Genomic DNA, 21,127 nt, shown 5'->3' on the forward strand with positions numbered 1-21,127 from the left:
CTTTCCTAAAATTATAACTTATTGAAAAACAATAATAAGTTAACTAAATAATGGATACACAAATGGGGGCTGAGCCCCCATTTAAAATCTTAGCATAGGTTATGTTGGGCTATCGAGGTACGACCTTGAATGTCCAACAACACCTAACAACAATTAAAGACTACGTTGTACTTCAACTGTTTCAAATACTTCGATTTGGTCACCAACGCGAACGTCATTGTAGTTCTTAACGCCGATACCACATTCCATGCCGTTACGAACGTCTTGTACGTCATCTTTAAAGCGACGTAATGACTCAAGTTCACCTTCGTAAATAACCACGTTATCACGAAGTACACGAATTGGTGCGCTACGTTTGATGGTACCTTCAGTAACCATACAACCAGCAATTGCGCCAATTTTTGGAGACTTAAATACATCACGTACTTCAGCAAGACCAATGATCTCTTGTTTAAACTCAGGAGCAAGCATACCAGACATGGCTTGCTTAACTTCTTCGATAAGTGCGTAAATTACGCTGTAGTAACGAAGGTCTAAGTTTTCAGAGTCAATCACTTTACGCGCTGATGCATCGGCACGAACGTTAAAGCCAACTACGATTGCGTTAGACGCTGCAGCAAGAGTTGCATCTGTTTCAGTGATACCACCAACACCAGAACCAACAATCTTCACTTTTACTTCATCAGTAGAAAGTTTAGTTAGTGAGTCTGAAATTGCTTCAATTGAACCTTGAACGTCTGCTTTAAGTACCACGTTAACTTCAGACACGTCGCCTTCAGTCATGTTAGTAAACATGTTTTCAAGCTTCGCTTTTTGCTGACGCGCTAATTTAACATCGCGGAATTTACCTTGACGGTAAAGTGCAACTTCACGTGCTTTACGCTCGTCTTTAACTACTGTCGCTTCATCACCTGCAGCTGGAATACCAGAAAGACCTAAAATCTCAACAGGGATAGAAGGACCCGCAGATTTAATGTCTTTACCGTTTTCATCGCGCATTGCACGAACACGGCCATACTCAAGACCACATAATACAATGTCACCTTGGTTAAGCGTACCTGATTGAACAAGAATAGACGCTACTGGACCACGGCCTTTATCAAGACGTGATTCAATAACAACACCTGCAGCCATACCTTCGCTAGGTGCATTTAGTTCTAACAGCTCAGATTGCATTAATACTGCTTCTAAAAGGTCATCAATACCAAGACCTGTTTTAGCTGAGATGTGAACGTATTGCGTATCACCGCCCCAATCTTCTGGGATAACGTCTAGCTGAGCTAGCTCGTTTTTAACACGGTCTGGATCTGCGCCTTCTTTATCCATTTTGTTAACAGCAATGATTAAAGGAACGCCAGCTGCGCGAGCATGCTGTACCGCTTCTTTAGTTTGTGGCATTACACCATCATCGGCTGCAACTACTAGGATTACGATATCAGTCGCTTTTGCACCACGAGCACGCATAGATGTAAATGCGGCGTGACCCGGAGTATCTAGGAAAGTGATCATGTTGCCGTTAGTTTCAACGTGGTATGCACCAATGTGCTGCGTAATACCACCGGCTTCGCCCGAAGCAACTTTAGCTGAACGAATGTAATCAAGCGTTGACGTTTTACCGTGGTCAACGTGACCCATAACAGTTACTACTGGAGCGCGAGGCTCAGACTTACCATCTTCATGGCGGTCGTTAAGTACTGTTTGCTCTAATTCGTTTTCTTTAACGATGATAACTTTATGGCCCATTTCTTCTGCAACAAGTTGCGCAGTTTCTTGGTCAATAACTTGGTTAATCGTAACCATGTCACCCATTTTCATCATTGTTTTTACAACTTCAGCGCCTTTAACAGCCATGCGTGACGCAAGCTCAGCAACTGTAATTGTTTCACTAATACGCACTTCGTTTTTAACATCAGCCGTTGGTTTTTGGAAACCGTGCTGTAATGACGCTGGCGCTTTTAGCTTACCTTTTTTACCTTTAGACGCTGCAAATTTATCTTTTGCTGGCGCTTTTTTCTTTTTCTTCGCACGGCGTGAGCCTTGCTCTTCGCGAGCATCCGCTACATCTTCTGCTTCACGTGCGTAAGTTGAAGTCGTAAGGTGGTGATCCGCGGTTTCTTCGCGTTTCTTACGTTCTTCTTCTTCTTTCTTCCAGCGTGCTGAATTCTCTTCAGCTAGCTTTCTTGCCTCTTCTGCTTGACGTTTCGCTTCTTCTTCAGCTTTCTTCAATGCGGCCTCTTCTGCTTCTTTTTGCAGACGCTCAGCTTCGATGCGATCTTTCTCAGACTTAGCACTTTGCTCAGGGGTCATCTGCTGTTGTTTCGCTTTACGCTCAGCATCTGCTTTGCGTTTAGCTTCTTCTTTGGCTTTACGATCAGCGTCTTCTTTCGCTTTACGTTCTGCCTCTTGTTTCGCTTTCAATTCTGCGGCTTCTTGTTCAGCTTTTTGCTGCTCTTCAAGACGCGCTTTTTCTTCAGCGGCTAGACGTTGCTGTTCTTGCTCTTGCTCAACAGCACTTTTTTTCACGTAAGTGCGGGTTTTGCGAACTTCAACTTGCACAGCCTTTGCTTTACCCGTAGAGCCAGTCACACTTAATGTGCTTTTGCTCTTACGTTGCAATGTCATACGCGCTGGACCTTCAGATCCAGTACCGCCATGTTGCTTGCTTAGGTGATCAAGTAACGTTGCTTTTTCAGCTTCTGTTACATTATCGCCTGCTTGTTTAGTAATACCGGCTTGTGAAAACTGCTGTAGCAATTTATCAACAGTTGTACCTATATCACCGGCTAGTTTTTCAACATTTACTTCTGCCATAGTCTCTAATACCTCCGTTAATAAATTACTCGTCTGCAAACCAACAAATATTACGTGCAGCCATAATTAGCTCGCCCGCTTTCTCTGCAGATAGCTCTGTAATATCTACAAGCTCATCAATGCCTTGCTCAGCTAAGTCTTCAAGTGTTACTACACCCTTGCTTGCCATAACAAATGCTAAATGACGCTCTAAGCCTTCAAGCGCAAGTAAGTCTTCAGCAGGCTCAGCGCCTTCTAAGCTTTCTTCCGTTTTAAGGGCTTTCGTTGTTAATGCATCTTTTGCACGTGAACGTAATACGTCCACTGTTTCTTCATCTAAGCCATCGATTTCTAAAAACTCAGAAGCAGGTACATACGCAACTTCTTCAAGTGTTGAGAAACCTTCGTTGATAAGTAATGACGCAAACTCGTCATCAATATCTAAGTTTTCAGTAAATAAGTTAATTAACTTATCTGACTCAGCTTCGTTCTTAGCGCGCATTTCATCAACGGTCATTACGTTTAATTCCCAGCCAGTTAACTGGCTTGCTAAACGTACGTTTTGACCATTACGACCAATAGCTTGTGCTAAGTTATCTGCTTCAACAGCAATATCCATTGAGTGAGTGTCTTCATCCATTACGATTGAAGCCACTTCTGCTGGTGCCATTGCGTTAATAACAAACTGTGCTGGGTTGTCATCGTAAAGTACGATATCAACACGCTCACCGCCAAGTTCTGACGATACCGCTTGAACACGTGCGCCACGCATACCAACACACGCACCTACAGGGTCTATACGCTTATCGTTAGACTTAACTGCGATTTTAGCGCGTGAACCTGGATCACGAGCTGCGGCACGTAATTCAATCATCTCTTCGCCAATTTCTGGCACCTCAATGCGGAATAATTCCATCAGCATTTCTGGTTTAGAACGGGTTACAAATAACTGTGCACCACGTGCTTCTGGTTTAACTTCATATAGAAGACCACGAATACGATCGCCTGGACGGAAGTTTTCACGTGGCAGCATGTCGTCACGGTAAATAACAGCTTCTGCGTTGTTACCTAAATCAAGAACGATTGCATCACGCGTTGCTTTTTTAACAACACCTGTTACTAGCTCGCCTTGCTGATCTTTGTACGCTTCAACCACTAAGGCACGCTCTGCTTCACGTACTTTTTGTACGATTACTTGCTTAGCCATTTGTGTTGTTATGCGGTCAAATTTAATTGATTCAATCTGCTCTTCTACGTAGTCGCCCATTTTCAAGTCTGGTTCTTCAACTTGAGCAGCTTCTAACGTGATTTCGCTGTATGGATTCTCTAAAGAACCATCTTCTAATACAGCAGCAATTTGCCAGCGGCGGAATGTATCGTAATCGCCAGTTTTACGGTCAATTGCAACACGTACATCAATTTCACCATCATGCTTTTTCTTTGTCGCTGTCGCTAATGCGAACTCTAGAGCTTCAAAAATCTTTTCTTTTGGAACCGCTTTCTCATTGGAAACGGCTTCAGCAACCAATAATATCTCTTTTGCCATGGGTAATGCCTCGCTTGCCCTATTCCTTCGCACTCGAATTAAAACTTTGCGATTATGTTCGCACGTTCAATGTTACTAAGCATGATTAAATGCTCTGCACCATCGCTAGATAGTGTGATCATATCGCTGCTAACTGCTATTAAGTCGCCTTTAAAATTACGGCGACCGTCTTGTGGAAGCTTAGTACGCACGCGTACTTCCTCTCCTTGCGCCTGCTCGTAGTGATCTTGTTTGAATAATGGACGATCAACACCAGGAGACGACACTTCCAAATCATATTCGTTTGTAATCGGGTCTTCGACGTCTAAAATCGCACTAATTTGACGACTTGCATCTGCGCAGTTGTCAACTGAAATTCCATCCTCATGAGCAATGTATACTCTTAAGGTAGAATGGCGACCCGCTTGTACAAACTCAAGACCATGTAATTCAAAGCCTAGCATTTCTACCGCAGGCGTTAACATGGTTACTAAATCTTGTTCAAGTTTTGTCACGAAAATCCTCCATACAAACAAAAAAAGGGCTTATAGCCCTAAAATACTGAGTTTAAATTTTGATTTAATCGATAAACATTAAATCAAACGGTGCAGATACAACAACGCCCCGAACCAAGCGGGGCGTCACACCAAAAAACGCAAAAACTGTGTGGCCTAGGGCCAAGCTTGGTTGCGAGTCAGTACCCTGACCAAATTAAACTTCATTAGCTTAAACGCAAAACGCGCATTACTTAGAATGCGCGATATAAAGTAGTAAGTTTAAACCTACTATTAAGATTGGTTGCGGGAGCCGGATTTGAACCAACGACCTTCGGGTTATGAGCCCGACGAGCTACCAGACTGCTCCATCCCGCGCCAATAGATAAAAAGTTAATAACTTAATATCGCTGTTAGTAAATTTTATAACTTACTAAACAATGGCCGCTATTATAAGGATGTGCCACTAAATTAGCAACCATAATAAGTAATAAGTTGATAAAAAAAGCAATGCTGTTTATTGCTTTGCTCTATGATTAAAACGACATGTAGAAATCGATCGCTTTTTCAAATACAGCGTATAAAAATAAATTTTGGCTAATTATGAAAAAATACAACACTCTAAAATTGATTTTAGGTGATCAGCTCAACCCTGCTCATTCGTGGTTTAAAGACAAATCAGACGACACCGTATTTGTAATTGCTGAGCTTATGCAAGAAGCACAGTATGTTAAACACCATGTGCAAAAAATATCAGCCTTTTTTAAATGCATGGAAAACTTCGCTAATGCACTAGAAGATGCTGGCTTCAATGTATTACATCTCACGCTAGATGACACCAAAGACGATGATGACTTACCCGCTCTTTTAACGCGTTTAGCCAAGCAGCATGAATGTACCTCTATAGAATATCAATACCCAGATGAGTACCGTTTAAAAACACAACTTCACGAATTCGCGACTAATAGTGAGTTAACGGTGAATGCCTGTGACAGCGAGCACTTTTTATTGGCATTTAACGACATAGACAAACGCTTTAAAAAAGATAAACACGTCACCATGGAGCATTTTTATCGGGCAATGCGTAAGCAGTTTGATATTTTAATGGAAGATGACAAACCTGCCGGTGGGCAATGGAACTTCGATGCAAATAACCGTAATAAGTTTTCAAAAAGTGATTTAGCCGATATTCCTGGGCCTAAATTATTTAAAAATGACGTGAGTGCCATTATTGAGCGCTTAGATTCGCATAACGTAGAATATTTTGGACAAATAGAAACTCAGTTAAGCTGGCCAACAACCCGTAAGCAAGCAATAAGTGCGCTTGATCATTTTTGTGCGCATTTACTACCTCGATTTGGTCAGTTTCAAGATGCGATGACAGATCAATGTCCTGATAAAGATACCTTTTATCACAGCCGGTTATCGTTTGCGTTAAATGCCAAAATTTTACACCCTCGCTATGTTATCGACCGCGTGGTTAAAGAGTTCCACCAACGTCAAGATGAAATATCTATTTCTCAGGTTGAAGGCTTTATTCGCCAAGTTCTGGGTTGGCGCGAATATGTGCGTGGCGTGTATTGGAAAAACATGCCCGATTACGCCAACAAAAACCAGCTTAATGCAACTCGTGTACTGCCGAGTTATTTTTGGAATGGTAAAACAAAAATGAATTGCTTAAGCCACTCATTAACACAAAGCTTAGACAGCGCGTATGCCCATCATATTCAGCGCTTAATGGTAATAGGCAATTTTTGTTTATTAACCGCCATCAGTCCCGATGAAGTGGATGAATGGTATTTAGGTGTTTATATCGATGCAATTGAATGGGTAGAAATGCCTAACGCCCGAGGGATGAGCCAGTTTGCTGACGATGGCATCATAGCCACTAAGCCTTATGCGGCTAGCGGCAACTATATAAATAAAATGAGCGACTACTGTAAAAGCTGCCAATACAAAGTAAAAGAAAAAGTGGGTAAAGACGCGTGTCCGCTAAACAGCCTCTACTGGCAGTTTATGCAAAAACACCGAGAACGACTTGAGAAAAACCCGCGAATAGGCATGGTTTATCGTAATTGGGATAAACAAGATGAATCATTGCGCCAAGAAACCTTAGAGCAAGCTAACAACTATTTAAATAATATTGAAAAGCTATAAATATAAATGCCGTCAATTGGCGGCGGTATCCTTGATAGTTAATATTAAAGTACCAAAATCAGGTAATATTGTTAATTAAATGTTTAATTTATTTGTCATGTCAGTGTAATGAGCTTATTTTTTAATAGCACCTCTTACTCCAAACTATGATGAGAATAAAATGAAAAAACAATTAATTGCAGCGACACTTTTATTACTCGGTACAAGCCAAGCTCAAGCTTTTAGTCAAGAAACTCACAAACGTATTGTTCTAGATGCCGTAAATTATATGCAGCAACACCCAGCCAGCACCGAATATGCTGCCCTACGTCAGTACGCTGCACAAAACAATCTGACAATCTCTGAATTAGCCGAGCTGCTGGGACAAGCTGCTTATGACGTAGATGACTTTGAAGACACCTTTTTCTGTGGTGCTATTACAGGTTCCTGTGTTCAAGCGCCAGTATGGGGAGCAGCGCAAAGTATAGTTAAATATACAAGCTATTGGCATTTTCAAAATCATACCCAAGGTGCAGACCAACATGGAAACGATTTTGGTGGTTATAATTATGAGAAGCTCACCGTTTGGGGCACTATTGATAATCTTGCATCTGCTTGGCTTAAAGGTGACTATCTTGATGATGGTAAAGGGGGGGAAACAGGTTGGTTCAATGCCGACTCTTCAAAATATAACAGTTATGGTGTAACAGAATCTCACTACAGAATCGATAGCAACTCAACCTATTCTATGTACGATGACTTTGAAGAAATGCCATTTCAACCTATCGATAATTTAGGCCAATATTGGTATCAAAGTTACTTACAAAGCGGAAATCCTCAAGTATTAGGGTTTGTATTTCATACTACTGATTTATTACAACCTCACCACACATGGACCACATCAGACCTTAACCACTCTAGCTGGGAAAGTTGGGTAAAAGATTACTATGATCAAGAGCAGCTCAACGATTTATCACTCGTTACTCAAGCAATGCAAACGTTCTCGCCTTTAGATAAAAATAGCCAAGATGTTCGCCCATTATTAACTCAAGGCGGTTCATTTTCTTATGCACAAGGTGGGATTGTACTCAACTCAGAAGATCATTTTGATCGCCTTAATATAGCTAAGCAAGTAGTGCCCCATGCAATAGCAATGGTGGTGCACTTATTAAACCACGCCATGGTTGCTCGCTAATGAAAAAAATGGCTATTTTAGTGATTACATTACTAGGGGCTTTTTACCACTCCCTAGTAATGGCCTCATTTACACAATACAGTAGTGATGAAGTTAACTTTATGCATCGTGCTTATTTAAAGCACAAACCTGAAATTACAATCAATGAAGTTAGAACTCGTCTGTATGAGAATCAGTTTTTATTACAACAAGCAACCCTAAAAACACCTGCGATAATAAAACGACAATCTGCCGTTGGTTTTAGTACTCAATACCATGTTGAACGTTACTTAAAAAATCTGTTCGATTCGCAGTTAGCTATAAAGGTACAGTCAAGTCAGGTAAAGCTTGACACTTATGATAGTCAATGGCTTAAACACACATTAGGGCCCTACCCTAAAAATGGCCAATATATGCAAAGCTTGATTAAAAAAATGCAGCAGATCGATTTAACCCCTATTTTGTATAACTCTATTAATTTATATGAATTTATCGATACACTATCAATGCAGGTACGTTTTAAACTCCATAGAGGAGATAGTGAACTATTCAAAAGTGAATTAATAAAAAAACGGCAATTCAATATAGCGCTTTTAAAAGCCAAACCGATTTTGGCAAAGCAGAATATTGATATTGAACATCTGTATGAAATAGCTAAAGGAGATATTTTGCGACCCTCCATTCAAAGCTGGCTAGGCATAAATACAATGATGCACATGCAGAGCCCCGTTCTTGAAAAGCTAGAGAAACAAGTAAACAAAAGCGAAATTAAAGCGTTTTATCAAGCAAATAAATCGCAGTTTAAATTTTTAAGCCAAGTGAAAGCCCACGGAGCCCAATTTGCTAGTCGAACCAATGCTGTAGACTTTCGCACGTTGGCGGATAACAAATCACTTAAACAAGCATTAGTAATATCAGGAAAACAAGATATATATGCTCAATACAATAGTGAATTAAATCGCAAAAACAAAAGTAGTTGGGTTGTACAACTTGCGTTCACAACTAAAGAAAACACCATTTCTGCTGTTATACGTACACCTAGAGGTGAATGGGTGGTGATACACAGTTATGAGCATCAGTTTGATTACTTTTCGCCAGAAGATGAAACCGTTCGATACCAAGCAACAAAGGCCATCGCAAAACAAAAAGCGGCACAACAGTATGAAAATAACTGGCTCAAGTGGCAAAATAAGACGGGAGTAATTTTATGAGTAAAAAAATTTTCGTTTCTGTCATTGCTTTAGCTTGTGTTGGTATTTACACACTTTTCACTCATTATACTAGCAAACCAACAATAGAGAATATTGATGGTCTTAACCAAGCTAAAAGTGTCAAGCAAATAACGTCCCTTGAACTTACTGCTGATGACATGACTCAAGAGTTGGAAAGCACGCAATTGAAAACGGTTGCAACTAGTAATACTAGCTCTCAGCTCTTACCAACAATAACCTCTGTGGCCTATTTACCCAACATAGTAAAAAATACTCAGCCAGTGGCTCAGTACAATGGTGATCTAAATAATCACCAGGCATATCAAGATTTCCACCTTGAACAGCAAAGACAGCTAGAACAACGTTTTGTTGTTGCTGCAAAAGCCAAAATATTAAAACTTGAAGACTTACTTGCTAAAGGCCGACAAAAAAAGCTTTCACAAGAACAACTACAAGTTGCAATAGATAAAATTAACGCTTTAAAACAAATGCAAATAGATTTAAAAGACTAACAACGCAAAAAGCCGCCAAATGGCGGCTTTTCACAGGGAAAATACGTGTGCTATCTAAGCTATTTACTTTCTAGCATATTGCCTGAGCCAATTTCAATTTTACGTGGCTTCAGCGCTTCTGGGATCTCACGTTCAAGGTCGATGCTTAGTAAGCCGTTAGCTAGGTCTGCGCCAAGTACTTTAACGTGGTCACCTAACTGGAACTTACGCTCAAAGTTGCGCTCAGCAATGCCTTGATGAATGAATTTACGTTCATCGTTTTGATCTTTACCTGCTTTAGTGCCTGATACAACTAACGTGTTGTTTTCAGATTGCAGGCTTAACTCGTCTTCACTAAATCCAGCAACTGCCATAGTGATACGGTATTTGTCTTTATCAAGTGCTTCGATGTTGTATGGAGGAAAACTTGGCTGCTTGTCAGTTCGTGCAGCGGCATCCATTAATGATGCTAAGTGATCGAAACCAATGAATGAACGGTATAGGGGTGATAAATCTACTGTACGCATAATAATATCCTCATATTTAAGCGATATATTGCTGCCACTTTTCGTTTGAACAAGTAACGGCAAAATTTAATTAATAATATAATTTTCAAATAGTTCTGTTTAAATGAAGACCCATCAGGCGTCCTCAAATAACTATTTATGGGCGGACAATTTTATTTCAAGATTTTTTTTATAAAATATTTTTTATTTTTTTACAGGCCCTAAAAAAAGCGAACACAATAATCGTTTTTTTGCACTGTAATAAATAATGAAATTAGTTACACTAGGGTCAACTAATTTGAGGAGAGCGTTATGTTAACAGTAATTTTTGGCCGTGAAGGCTGCCCTTTTTGTGTTCGCGCTAAAGATGTTGCAGAGCAACTTGCTAATGACCGCGATGATTTTAAATACCGCTACATCGACATCATCAAAGAAGGCATCAGTAAAGAAGATTTAGAGAAATCTGCAGGCAAGCCATGTCCGACTGTGCCACAAATTTTTGTAGACCAAACACACATTGGTGGTTTTACAGAATTTGAAGCCTACGCCAAAGAAAACCTAGGCCTTTACCAGTAAATTTGTAGGTATATTGTTAACCAGCTTAATTAACGCACAACTTGAGCTGGTTAAATTTCGACCAACATCAAACACATATAAATTAGTTGTAATTTATACAAGCATTTGCCTCGTATTTCCTATACAATGCGCGCCTCTTTAAATTCGTTGAGGCGTATTAATGTCAGAACCAGTCACGTTTGAATCTCTAAATCTTTCTCCTGCAATTTTAAAGGCAGTTGAAGAGTTGGGTTACAAGACACCATCTGAAATCCAAGCTCAATGTATACCGTTATTGCTAGAAAGAAAGGACGTACTGGGACTAGCACAAACGGGTACAGGTAAAACAGCAGCATTTGCACTGCCATTACTAAATAATATTGACCCGTCTGTGAAACAGCCACAGATCCTTGTACTCACACCAACCCGTGAGCTTGCGATCCAAGTAGCTGAGGCATTTGAACAATATGCAAAACACACTCGTGGTGTTGAAGTACTGGCACTATATGGTGGCCAGAGCTACAGCATCCAGTTGAGCGCACTTCGTCGTGGCGCACAGATTATTGTTGCTACACCGGGTCGTTTAATCGATCACATAAACCGTGGCACTATCAAGTTTGATGCTTTACAAGCACTTGTACTTGATGAAGCCGATGAAATGCTACGTATGGGCTTTATCGATGATGTTGAAAACATCATGGAAAAAACGCCGCGTGAAAAGCAAACATGTCTTTTCTCTGCGACTATGCCTAAGCAAATTCAAAACATCAGCAGCAAATATATGAACAATCCTGAACAGGTTCATATTTCTGCACGCAACTCAACTGTATCGTCAGTAGAGCAAGTGTTTTGGAATGCACACGTACATAAAAACAAAGCCATTGTTCGTTTCTTAGAAGCAGAACAATATGAAGGTGCTATTGTTTTTGTACGTACACGTAACGATACAGTTCAACTAGCTGAGTTATTAGAGCGCGAAGGTTTCTCTGCTGCGCCACTTAACGGTGACATGAACCAGCAAGCGCGTGAGCGCACAGTTGATCGTTTAAAAAGCGGCATGCTAAACGTTGTTATTGCAACAGACGTAGCGGCACGTGGTCTTGATGTAGACCGTTTAAGCTTAGTTATCAACTACGACATTCCACAAGATTCTGAAGCCTACGTTCACCGTATCGGCCGTACAGGTCGTGCTGGTCGTACTGGTAAAGCGATTCTTTTCGTTAAGCATAACGAGCGTTATTTACTTAAAAATATCATTCGTCATACTAAATCTGAAATCGCACAAGTTGAATTACCAACAGCTAAAGTTGTTGAAGAGAAACGTATCAATGCGCTTCAAGAAAAGCTTACGCTTGCACTTGAAAACAAAGATATTACTTTCTTCAACGAAGTGGCTGCCAACATGGCACAAAAACTTGAGCTTGCTCCTGAAGACTTAGCGGGTGCATTACTGTGTTTAGCACAGCAACAATCACCAATTAAAGTTGAAGAAGTTAAGATTCAACCGCGTGAACGTAACGAACGCAACCCTCGCAACGACCGTAATGATCGTGGTGACCGTGGTCGTCGTAACGAACGTGGCGGTGAGCGCGCTGAGCGTAAACCTCGCGAGCGTAATAGCCGTGATGCAGGTCCTATGGATACGTACCGTATCGAAGTAGGTCGTGAGCATGGTGTTCAGGTTAAGAACATTGTTGGTGCAATTGCTAACGAAGCAGACATTTCAAGCAAGTTTATTGGTGACATTCGTCTTCACGACAGTCACAGTACGGTACAATTACCGCAAAACATGCCTAAAGATGTACTTGATCACTTCCAAAAAGTGTTTATTTGTAAACGCCCAATGGGTATGACATTAACACAAGATCAAGGCCCTTCTGAGCCACGCGGCGAGCGTTCTGAACGCCCTGCTGGTGACAAGAAGCGTAGCTTTAATAAAGATGGTCAACGCCCTGATAAGCGAAGCGGCCCACGTAAAGAACGTCGCCCAGTTAGCTTCACCGCTAAGTAAGCAACGACTCTTTAGTAAAAAAACCTTGGCATGAAAGTGCCAAGGTTTTTTTGTGTCTGGAATTCAGGTATCAGGTCAGCTTAAATTCCGTAACTTGAAGCCGCAAGCCAGTATTAGATACTTAACTAAAATATTGAATTAAAAATATTCTGTTTGTTTTCTCTAACCAGAGATTGCAGTGAAAACAAGGCGAAATTACGCGTCAATAGCTAGCTTATTGTAAGTAAATTCAACGCAATTAGCGTTGAAAAAGCTGCTTGAGATAGCTTTATTATCCAAAACTCAGATTACTTAATGTGTATAAACATGTTTTCTTTGATTTTTAAAACAATAAAATTTATGTAAACTAAGCAAAGGCTATAATTCACGGACGAATTAAAAATTGAAAAGAAATTACGACAACTTACTCTTTGTAGTAATAATGTTACCTATTTTATTATGCATCATTATTCCTATTTTAATGGACTTTACAGATCCACCATTTATCACAAATGAAATATACGACGTTATTTTCTTTATAGCATTCCCTATTATTTGTGGCGCATCATTCATCTATTTAAATATACTTGTATTCAATAAATATAGACGCTGCAGTAAATACAGAGAGCATCTTAAATATAGTTTTTCAGATACAAAAACGAGATTATCATTAATATTCGCGTACCCATTAATCCCTTTGTTAATCTATGCAAGTCTCTATTTTTTATTCTCTGCCCCCATTAAATTATGGGCTTACTACACGCAAGGCGACTATTGGTATAAGGAATATATCCTAACTGATGTGCAAAAGTGTGGTTCTGATTATGAAGATAATTGTACTCGTTTATATTTTAAAGATCCTAAAACAAACGAAACTCATGATTTTAGGTGGTACGACGATAAGTCTACAATAATGAATAACAAAAACGATTATGTTTATATTTTTGGTGAGGCTAGTTTGTTTGGCTATATAGTGAGAGATTTAGAAAGGTAACTTAGACTTGCTTTGAATATTACAGCACTTTTATATAAACCTCACTCGAGTGAGTGAGGTTTATGAATCAAGATATAAGTTAAGGCGCCACTGCGGGATACACGTAGCTGGCATCAAGTCCTAATGGGATACCGAGTGCCCAGTAGCCTAGCAAGAAGATACTCCAACCGATCATAAAGGCGATTGAATACGGTAGCATCATCGCGATAAGCGTACCTATGCCTGTGCCTTTAACGTATTTTTGACAGTACACCACCACCAGCGGGAAGTATGGCATTAGCGGGGTGATAATATTAGAGCTAGAATCTCCCACACGGTACGCTGCTTGCGTTAAGTCTGGCGAAATACCGAGCTGCATCAGCATAGGTACAAATACCGGACCTAATAGTGCCCACTTAGCCGAGCTTGAACCAACAAACAAGTTTACAAAACCAGTTAGGAAAATAATCCCTACCACCGTTACAGAGCTCGGTAACTCCATTGCTTTTAATACTTGAGCCCCTTCAATTGCCAGTAAAGCACCTAGGTTTGATTTACTAAATGCAGCAATAAATAATGAACAAAAGAATGCCATAACAATGTAATACGCCATACCATTCATGGCTTTGCTCATCGCATCTATCATGTCTTTAGAGCTTTTAAAGGTGCCTACGGTAAAACCATATACTGCGCCTGGGATCCAAAACAGTAAGAAGATTAGCGGCACTATTGACTGCATTAATGGTGAACTAAAGTTTGTTAAAGAGCCATCGCTGCTGCGCATCGCTGAATCAGCGGGTGCAGATACATACGCTAATAACGCAATACCTGCAATCATTACGGAACTGGCAATAAGAAAGGCGCGCTTTTCGTCACTACGGGCATCTTCAAATGCTGGTAGGTCTTGAGTTTCGCCATCAACTGGTGAATTTTTTAAACGTGGCTCAATAATTTTATCGGTGATATACCAACCTAGCATCACAATAAATAAACTTGATGCTGAAGCAAAGCCCCAGTTATTAAGCGGGTTAATGCTCATTGTTGGATTAATAATTTGTGCTGCACTTTGCGTAAAACTTTGCAGTAATGGGTCAATCCCAGATGGGATAAAGTTAGCCCCAAAGCCACCACTTACCCCGGCAAATGCCGCTGCAATACCGGCAAGCGGATGACGACCTGCTGCAAAAAATATTACCCCAGCAAGTGGAATAACCAGCACATACCCTGCATCGGTAGCCGTATGGCTCACAATAGCTACCAAAATAATTGAGGGTGTTAGTAATTTTCTAGGCGTTACTTTGAGCATTAATTTAAGGCCGGTATTAATAAAACCCGAATGCTCTGCAACACCCACACCTAGCATAGCAACCAGTACTACACCCAGTGGCGCAAAACCGGTGAATGTTTTTACCATAGAAGATAAAAAAGTGGCCAACGAATCGTTGGCAAGCATGTTATTAATGATAATGGCTTCGCCAGTACGAGGGTCTATTGCATCAAATGTGACGCTTGAAAACCACCAAGACAAAAACCAGATTAATAACATGGCAAACAAAAAGATAATTGCTGGATCAGGAAGCTTATTACCTACCCGCTCAACAAAATTTAAAAATCGCGCAACTATGCCAGTTGGCATTGTCGCATCATTATTGTTATTCATTTCACTTGTTCCCTAGAATTTAGACTGTGCTACTTTAGCGTATCTAAGTAATGAGGTAAATTTTAACTGAATAAACAAGTTCTTTTTTAGGCACAAAAAAACGCGGCTCAGTAGCCACGCTATTTTTAATGAATAAAAAAAGCTTATGCGAGTGCTTTTACTTCATCCCATATTCTTACTACGAGTGCTTTATCATCTTCATTAAGTTCGCCATTGCGATAAGCTTTTACTAAGCTTTTTTCAACCGTGTCGTTTAGTTCTGCAATTTCTAGATTTAACTCTTCAACTTGTGCATAACCTACGGCTAAATCAAAGTGGCCGCGTAAATAACCGCCAGCAAATAACTCGTCATCGGTGGCTTTTATCACTAAATCATCAAAATATTGCTGCGCAGCATCTATGTAATTTACTAAACTCATGTGTTACTTCTCCTCTGGGTGCAGCCCATCTTGATGACCTACTGCATACATAATATGGTCGTTAAACCCACTGGTTACACGTATATAACCGCTTAATTCATCATCTAATTTGCTATCGCCGGTATCACAAATCAGCGGTCGGCCATTTAAAGCCTGTAATTTTGTTTTAGTAGCCACCACAATAATATTATCGCGGCCTATCGCTTTAATTAACGCAGGACTGAGTTGTTGATTGCCTCGACCAAAAATATGCCCTTGACCGCCAATTAGAGTGATCACTAATTTTGTTTCACGTTCTTTGGTAAGTTCAAGAAGTTGCTGGGCTGTTAGGTCTTGCCCTACTAAAGCTTGATCTTCAACGAGATCAACACCGAGTAAGGTGTTTTCAAGCCCCATCTCTTCCATCACTGCGCCAACGGTAGAGCCACTACCCATGACATAGAGGATATCGGCATCCATTTCACTAACGACATAAGCAGCTATATCTGCTAACACCAGCTCGTCAGTTTCTTTACCGCCATTTTTAACCGCTTGTACATAGCGCACTTCACTTGGCACTTGCATTTCACCATAACGTTTTGCTTTTACTGTTCCTTGGCGAAAAGCCACTTCATCAATGTCCATCACATCAGCATCGCTTAATGTTACCAGCTCACCTTTTACCAGCATTTCAACTACACGGCCTGCGGCTTTTGGCGTTATGGCATAGACGCCGGAATGAATTTTACACCCAGCAGGAATGCCCAACACGGGTACAGAGTCTTCTACAGCATGGCAAATATTGCGCGCCGTTCCGTCGCCACCAGCAAATAAGATTAAATCAACACCTTGTTGCTGTAATAAACGAGCTGCAGCTTCGGTATCATCACTGGTTGTGGGTGAGTTACTTTGATAAACCACTTGCGTATTAAAGCCCAACGCTTTTGCTGTTTGCTCCCCCATTTCATCATTAACAGTATAAATAGTAATGTTTGATTGATGAGGTACAAGCACTTCAAGTGCAGCTTTAGTGCGGCTATTTGACTTAGGCTCTGCACCTAATGCAATGGCTTTAGCTGCGGTATCTTCACCGTCACTGCCCTTAAGCGCCACAGTACCACCGAGCCCTGCGACCGGATTTACAATCAATCCTAACTTAAACTGCATCTTTTAACTCCTCGGGAGAACGCCATGTAAACTGCGCAGCATGTAATGGCCACGTGGTGTTATAAAATTTACACAGTGCTTTTAATAGTAAGGTTGTTCTTGGGTTAAACCCGTTTTGCAATAACTCTAATAACTTTGCATGAACGCGAGACTGAAACGCAAATCGACAAGTTTGCTCACCATTTAAATTATCTACCGATACGTTAAAATCAAACCCGGCAGCCACACTCAATGCCCACTCTATTGCTTGAGGTTTTACCTCTACTGATTCAAATTCCGCTTGCTGTGTAGCATCGCGCCCATCAGGGCAATACCAATAACCATAGTCTTCACTTAAACGGCGCTGAGAACCTGCCACTAACCAATGAGCTATTTCATGCAATGCACTGGCATAAAAACCATGGGCAAACACAATTTGATGATGCGGGGTTGTATCATTTGCGGGAATGTAAATAGGCTCATGCTCACCTTTTACCAAACGCGTGTTATAGCTTTGGTAAAAAGTGTGTTCGAAAATAGAAATCAGATCAGCTACTTGGTGCATAAATACTTCGTATACTCGTTTGAACCCGATGCTTTAAAGACAGATGAAATTAGTATAAAGCACACTAAAAACGAAGCGAATTGTACGTACTTTTATCTACAAAGTAAAAAACAAGTGATTAAAAACATTGTTAGCGCTAAGCGGTTTAATTTTAACGCTTTGGCCCTAGGTTATATATTTAGAAATATCTACTTCATCTATTTGTTCAGCATTGAGATAGCGCTTAGCATAATCAAGATAAATACCTGAACTTAAAAATAATTCAAATACGGCTTTATCAACATGATGATCGGCCACCATTTTAGCTAATATACCAATGGACTCACTGAGTGTTTTTGCCTTTTTATAGGGCCTGTCGGCTGCTGTTAATGCTTCAAAAATGTCAGCAAGTACCAGCACCCGTTCAGGTATCGATAAATCATCGGCACTTAGTTTACGAGGATAGCCAGTTCCTTTTAATGTTTCATGGTGAGTAGAGGCAAAACGCGGGACACGCTCCAACTCTTTAGGAAATGGTAATGTATCGAGCATACGTATGGTACTTATAATATGCTCATTAATTTTAAACCTATCTTCTGCGGTAAGGGTGCCTCTAGAAGTTTGTAAATTATAAAGCTCCCCTAAATTATATTTATATTTACACGGAGCAATTTTTATTCCTAAACGCTCGTCATATTCAATCGGTTTATCATGAGGAATTAAATGCCAAGGCTTATCGCTGAGTAGCTTTTCAGTAGCAGGCAGCGTGTCACTCGTTTGTGCATAGCGATACATTTCGACAGGTGAAAGCCCTAGCTTATCGTCAAAGTGCCGCACCCAAGTAACATTGCTTAGCAAGGTTAAACGCTCAAGCGAGGCTGCTGTGATTTTTTCGCCGCCAATATTACACTGTGCAATAAAGGCAAAATCGTCCAGTAATTGTTGATGTTTAGCTGCCAACTGCTTAGCTAGCTCACTCTGATTTTTTGGGGTTTGTTGCAATGACTTGTAGTAATCAAGCTCGGCATCTCGCCAAAGGACTTCAAACCGTGTTCTTACTTCATGAATACGATTATAAATCACTTCCAACTTAGTGCCTTTATCGACAATGTGCTCTGGAGTAGTTATTTTACCGCAATCATGTAACCAAGCAGCTAAGCTAAACTCTTCAATCTCCTCATCACTTTTAAATTTAAACGTTTGAAAGGCAGGTAACTCTGATTCTGAAGCGGCTTTAGCAAGCTCAATACCTAGCTCTGGGACACGTTCGCAGTGTCCCGCAGTGTAGGGAGACTTATCATCAATTGCTTGAGCTATAAGCTCAACAAACGAAGCCATGAGTGCTTTTTGGCTTTCTTCGTGTTGTTGTATCGACTTGCTCATTTCGACCATAGAGCTGGCTAAAGTATTAATTTCTTTAATATGACTTTTTAAGGTTGAGACTTGCTTAAACTGACGATTTTTAATTTTATTATTTTCACCCACCAGCGTTTTAATTGGGGCAACAATGGGGGATGCAAAAAACCACGACACAGGTAATATCAAAATAAGGCAAACAGCAGTAATGATAAGAGAAAGCTTTATTTTTTTCCGTGTAGAACTCAATACATCTTCTTTAGAAACCATAATGGCTAAGTAACCTGTACTGGCTAGCGATAAATAGTCAGATAAAGGCTTAATAAATACATACTGTTCTTTGCCATTAATATGCACTAACTTTAAATTAGAGAAATTACTATCATCGTCTAATAAAGTAATTAATTGCTCATAGGGGACAGTGCCCACAACTTTTGATTTTTTCTCTGGATTAGTATTAAGCCATTTATCACTAAGTTGTTGTTTAAATTGCATAGGCAGTTGCGTGGCTGCATAGTCAAACAAGGCTTTTAATTGAGCGTCTTGGTTATGAAATAATAAGTGATAGTCATTTGAAAAAAGCGCGGCACTTTCTTCATCTAGTTGATTATACTGAACCCCATCAATAAAAAATTGTTGCTGGATATATTGTAATACCGCCTTGCTGTCTATTCCCGCATAGGTATCACCATTGGCTACATGCGTTAACAACGCTTTTGTATTGGGAACCTCTACTAAGTTAATTTCTGGAAATTGCGCTTGCAATGTTTTTACAATTGACCAGCCCTCACCCACTGCAACTGACTTACCAGCAAGTTGCTGTATGTGGGTGATTGGTGGGTTGCTCTGATGGTTAACAATACTCAAAGGCAAATTTACCATGGGTGTACTAAGCATACCTAAGGTATTATTCGTTGTGGTATTAACTACAGGATGAAGTACGTCTATCTGATTATTTTTAAATAAATTAAGTAACTCTTGCCAACTAAGTCCATTAACATAATTTATCTTAATACCCAGTAGCTGCGCAATCGCATTGATATATTCAATACTGTAGCCATTGGGCGTACCACTAACACTAAAGTCCATAGGGGCCCAATTTGTTTCGTTTGATACTGTAATAGTCGGGTATTGTGCAATTACTTTTTGCTGTTGCTCGCTTAGCGTTAATTGTTTCAAGCTTTTGTTTTTATCAACCTTATCTTTCTGATTTGAAGCAACAATCTCTCCTTCTCGATTATATATAAATAACTGCGCAGAGTTATGCATATCTAACTGCTGCTGTTGTGTTAATAAATAATTAGAAATATTATCGACCATAACTCCAAGAGCTAACACATGGTCTTTGCCTTTGGTTTTAATCGAGTAGGTTTGGCCTGAAGTTTGTAAATGCGAGAATAAGTAAGGTTTAGTTTTATTCACCTGCTCTGAATTTGCTTGTTTAAACCACGTTTGCTCTCGAGGATCAAAAAACGTCGGTTTATTGGTTTGTTTTCTTAAGTTAAAATCAGCATCAAAGTAGTACCTGTGTTCTACCCTTTGCCCTTTTTCGCTTTTAATATGGATCACAACCCACCGGTCATTATCAACCATATTTAAACGCTCTCTGACTATTTTACCACTCTCAAGATTGATAATTTCATAAAAGTCTCCGTTGCTATAGCCCATAGAAAATGCGTAAAACAGAGGGTTTAATTCCATTATTTCGCTCAATACATTACGCAGCTCTGTTTTGTCTGAAAAGTTATTACCTACTAGTGAAGTATTTTTAACCATCATATTTAAAGTATTTTCAGATTTTTCATTGATGCGTGATAGGTAATCAGCAACAGATTGCGTGGTCATATTGAAATGCAGCAGGTTAGACTCTAGTGCCATTTTTTCGCTGAAGTAATACTGTAAACTAGTGGCTATAATGGCGGTAATAGACGTTGCCAATACAAATACCGCCACAACCGTTAAACGAATAGAAAAGCGCACTGTTCTTTTTAACTTATTTAACGCTTTAAATATCATTGAACTTTCCTTGAAGCACTTTTAAGAGCAATAAATACAGAGAGTTGAATACTGCTAAAAACAATATCCATAATCCGTATGGAGCTAAAGTAATATTAGTCACAAAATCAAAAATATAAAACTTTATGCACTTATTTACTGATCACTTAATTGCGCTTACCA

The 21,127-nt window shown here is 40.0% G+C and carries 15 protein-coding genes and 1 tRNA gene; 6 read left to right on the forward strand and 10 right to left on the reverse strand.

What is annotated here, in order from left to right; translation table 11 throughout:
* Positions 1–153: 153 nt before the first annotated feature.
* The 4 genes from infB to DK924_RS14460 all read right to left on the reverse strand — a co-directional run bounded on the left by infB (position 154) and on the right by DK924_RS14460 (position 5,187).
* Positions 154–2,811 carry a translation initiation factor IF-2 gene (gene infB / locus DK924_RS14445; protein WP_054202155.1) on the reverse strand — a complete coding sequence of 886 codons (2,658 nt, stop codon included), beginning with the start codon at positions 2,809–2,811 and terminating at the stop codon, positions 154–156.
* A gap of 25 nt (positions 2,812–2,836) precedes the next feature.
* Positions 2,837–4,336, reverse strand: a complete 1,500-nt coding sequence (nusA, locus tag DK924_RS14450) for a transcription termination factor NusA (protein ID WP_109875522.1) — start codon at positions 4,334–4,336, stop codon at positions 2,837–2,839.
* A gap of 38 nt (positions 4,337–4,374) precedes the next feature.
* Positions 4,375–4,830 (reverse strand): ribosome maturation factor RimP, encoded by a 456-nt coding sequence (gene rimP, locus DK924_RS14455; protein ID WP_008114543.1) that lies wholly within the window; start codon positions 4,828–4,830, stop codon positions 4,375–4,377.
* 280 nt (positions 4,831–5,110) lie between these two features.
* A tRNA-Met gene (locus DK924_RS14460) sits at positions 5,111–5,187 on the reverse strand.
* 225 nt (positions 5,188–5,412) lie between these two features.
* On the opposite strand from DK924_RS14460, the gene DK924_RS14465 reads away from it, so the two are divergent.
* The 4 genes from DK924_RS14465 to DK924_RS14480 all read left to right on the forward strand — a co-directional run bounded on the left by DK924_RS14465 (position 5,413) and on the right by DK924_RS14480 (position 9,842).
* Complete coding sequence (locus tag DK924_RS14465; protein ID WP_109875523.1) at positions 5,413–6,966, forward strand: cryptochrome/photolyase family protein; 1,554 nt, start codon at positions 5,413–5,415, stop codon at positions 6,964–6,966.
* Positions 6,967–7,126: 160 nt separating this feature from the next.
* Positions 7,127–8,140 carry a phospholipase gene (locus DK924_RS14470; RefSeq protein WP_010391390.1) on the forward strand — a complete coding sequence of 338 codons (1,014 nt, stop codon included), beginning with the start codon at positions 7,127–7,129 and terminating at the stop codon, positions 8,138–8,140.
* Positions 8,140–9,330, forward strand: a complete 1,191-nt coding sequence (locus tag DK924_RS14475; protein ID WP_109875524.1) for a peptidyl-prolyl cis-trans isomerase — start codon at positions 8,140–8,142, stop codon at positions 9,328–9,330. The genes DK924_RS14470 and DK924_RS14475 overlap by 1 nt, the downstream gene beginning before the upstream one ends.
* Positions 9,327–9,842 carry a hypothetical protein gene (locus tag DK924_RS14480; RefSeq protein WP_109875525.1) on the forward strand — a complete coding sequence of 172 codons (516 nt, stop codon included), beginning with the start codon at positions 9,327–9,329 and terminating at the stop codon, positions 9,840–9,842. The genes DK924_RS14475 and DK924_RS14480 overlap by 4 nt, the downstream gene beginning before the upstream one ends.
* A gap of 59 nt (positions 9,843–9,901) precedes the next feature.
* Here the strand turns inward: DK924_RS14480 and DK924_RS14485 are convergent, their stop codons facing one another.
* Entirely contained in the window at positions 9,902–10,348 is a 447-nt protein-coding gene (locus DK924_RS14485) for an Hsp20 family protein (RefSeq protein ID WP_010391385.1), read from the reverse strand.
* A gap of 291 nt (positions 10,349–10,639) precedes the next feature.
* On the opposite strand from DK924_RS14485, the gene DK924_RS14490 reads away from it, so the two are divergent.
* Positions 10,640–10,903 (forward strand): GrxA family glutaredoxin, encoded by a 264-nt coding sequence (locus DK924_RS14490; RefSeq protein ID WP_008114535.1) that lies wholly within the window; start codon positions 10,640–10,642, stop codon positions 10,901–10,903.
* 160 nt (positions 10,904–11,063) lie between these two features.
* The gene (locus DK924_RS14495; protein ID WP_054202149.1) at positions 11,064–12,893 is read left to right on the forward strand and encodes a DEAD/DEAH box helicase; all 1,830 of its coding nucleotides are present in this window, start codon (positions 11,064–11,066) and stop codon (positions 12,891–12,893) included.
* 1,052 nt (positions 12,894–13,945) lie between these two features.
* Here DK924_RS14495 and DK924_RS14505 read toward each other — a convergent pair.
* From DK924_RS14505 to DK924_RS14525, 5 genes are all read right to left on the reverse strand, one after another.
* Positions 13,946–15,505: an AbgT family transporter gene (locus tag DK924_RS14505; protein WP_109875527.1), complete on the reverse strand. Its 1,560-nt coding sequence runs from the start codon at positions 15,503–15,505 to the stop codon at positions 13,946–13,948.
* A 143-nt stretch (positions 15,506–15,648) separates the two neighbouring features.
* Entirely contained in the window at positions 15,649–15,924 is a 276-nt protein-coding gene (locus DK924_RS14510; protein WP_010391380.1) for a YfcL family protein, read from the reverse strand.
* A 3-nt stretch (positions 15,925–15,927) separates the two neighbouring features.
* Complete coding sequence (locus DK924_RS14515; protein ID WP_109875528.1) at positions 15,928–17,070, reverse strand: ATP-NAD kinase family protein; 1,143 nt, start codon at positions 17,068–17,070, stop codon at positions 15,928–15,930.
* On the reverse strand, positions 17,060–17,614 hold the full coding sequence (locus DK924_RS14520) for an elongation factor P hydroxylase (RefSeq protein ID WP_054202145.1): 555 nt from the start codon (positions 17,612–17,614) through the stop codon (positions 17,060–17,062). The genes DK924_RS14515 and DK924_RS14520 overlap by 11 nt, the downstream gene beginning before the upstream one ends.
* A gap of 165 nt (positions 17,615–17,779) precedes the next feature.
* Complete coding sequence (locus DK924_RS14525) at positions 17,780–20,965, reverse strand: HD domain-containing phosphohydrolase (RefSeq protein WP_109875529.1); 3,186 nt, start codon at positions 20,963–20,965, stop codon at positions 17,780–17,782.
* Positions 20,966–21,127 lie beyond the last annotated feature (162 nt).

Source organism: Pseudoalteromonas sp. meg-B1 (assembly GCF_003173795.1).
Taxonomy (GTDB): Bacteria; Pseudomonadota; Gammaproteobacteria; order Enterobacterales; family Alteromonadaceae; genus Pseudoalteromonas; species Pseudoalteromonas undina.